This is a genomic window from Streptomyces griseorubiginosus (assembly GCF_017614965.1).
Taxonomy (GTDB): domain Bacteria; phylum Actinomycetota; class Actinomycetes; order Streptomycetales; family Streptomycetaceae; genus Streptomyces; species Streptomyces griseorubiginosus_B.
In genome coordinates this window covers 1-1,603 of the sequence record NZ_WVUG01000630.1, presented here as the reverse complement: position 1 = coordinate 1,603, position 1,603 = coordinate 1, and the positions used below count along the sequence as shown (strand labels likewise).

Genomic DNA, 1,603 nt, shown 5'->3' with positions numbered 1-1,603 from the left:
CTCCTCTTCCCCCCTCCTTCCCCCGCACCTCCCCGGAGCGCCCTTCATGCTGCACGCTTCCCTGACCGTCGACCCCGCCTTCCGCGTCGCCGACGTGAGCCCCCGTACCTTCGGCTCGTTCGTCGAGCACATGGGCCGCTGCGTCTACACCGGCATCTACGAACCCGGCCATCCCGAGGCCGACGAGGACGGTCTGCGCCGAGACGTCCTGGAGCTGGTGCGCGAGCTGGGCGTGACCATCGTCCGCTATCCCGGAGGCAACTTCGTCTCCGGCTTCCGCTGGGAGGACAGCGTCGGCCCGGTCGCCGACCGGCCCACCCGACTGGACCTCGCCTGGCACAGCACCGAGACCAACGCCTTCGGACTGCACGAGTTCGCCGCCTGGGCCCGCAAGGCCGGCGTCGAGCCCATGATGGCCCTCAACCTCGGCACCCGGGGTGTCCAGGAGGCCCTCGACCTGCTGGAGTACGCCAACCACCCCGGCGGCACCGCCTGGTCCGACCAGCGCGTCAAGAACGGCGCCCGGGACCCGTTCGGCATCCGCATGTGGTGCCTCGGCAACGAGATGGACGGCCCCTGGCAGACCGGCCACAAGACCGCCGCCGAGTACGGCCGCCTCGCCGCCGAGACGGCCCGCGCGATGCGCATGATCGACCCCAACCTCGAACTGGTCGCGTGCGGCAGCTCCAGCTCCTCCATGCCGACCTTCGGCGCCTGGGAGGCGACCGTCCTGGAGGAGGCGTACGACCAGGTCGACTACATCTCCTGCCACGCCTACTACGAGGAACTCGACGGCGACCTCGGCAGCTTCCTCGCCTCCGCCGTCGACATGGACGGCTTCGTGGAGTCGGTGGTCGCCACCGCCGACCACGTCCGGGCCAAGCTGCGCCGCACCAAGCGGATCCAGCTCTCCTTCGACGAGTGGAACGTCTGGTACAACAGCCGCTTCGAGGCCCAGGGCAAGCCCGCCGAGTGGGCCGTCGCCCCGCGTGTCATCGAGGACGAGTACAACGTCGCCGACGCCGTCGTGGTCGGCGGGCTGCTGATCAGCCTGCTGCGGCACAGCGACCGCGTCACCGCCGCCTGCCTCGCCCAGCTCGTCAACGTCATCGCCCCGATCCGCAGCGAGGCCGGCGGCCCGAGCTGGCGGCAGACCACCTTCCACCCCTTCGCCCAGGCCGCCCGGCACGCCCGGGGCACCGTGCTGCGGGTGGAGCCGGTCGCGCCGCTGTACGAGACGAAACGATTCGGCGGAGTTCCGGTCGTCGACGCCGTGGCCACCCACATCGAGGGCGCCGACGGACCCGACGAGCTGACCGTCTTCGCCGTCAACCGGCACCAGGGCGAGAACGTCGAACTCGCCCTCGACCTGCGGGCGTTCCCCGGATACACGCCGGTGGAGCACTCCGTGCTCAGCGACCCCGACATCCGCGCCACCAACACCCAGGACGACCCCGACCGGGTCCGGCCGTACACCGCCGAGACCGGCGCCGTCACCGATGGACGGCTCACCGTGAGCCTCTCGCCCGTCTCCTGGAACGTCGTCCGGCTGCGCCGCGCCGGCTGACCCGCCCCCCAGGACACCCACCGCTCCCAACTCCCC

Annotated in this window: 1 protein-coding gene; it reads left to right on the top strand. The window is 71.4% G+C overall.

Features of this window, described 5'->3' with window-relative positions:
- Positions 1-46 precede the first annotated feature (46 nt).
- On the top strand, positions 47-1,567 hold the full coding sequence (gene arfA / locus GRC12_RS44330; protein ID WP_208786078.1) for an arabinosylfuranosidase ArfA: 1,521 nt from the start codon (positions 47-49) through the stop codon (positions 1,565-1,567).
- Positions 1,568-1,603: the final 36 nt, after the last annotated feature.

What these genes read in the sequence shown, in the direction of transcription:
- arfA (WP_208786078.1), top strand. Translation starts at nt 47, where the DNA reads ATGCTGCACGCTTCCCTGACCGTCGACCCCGCCTTCCGCGTCGCCGAC.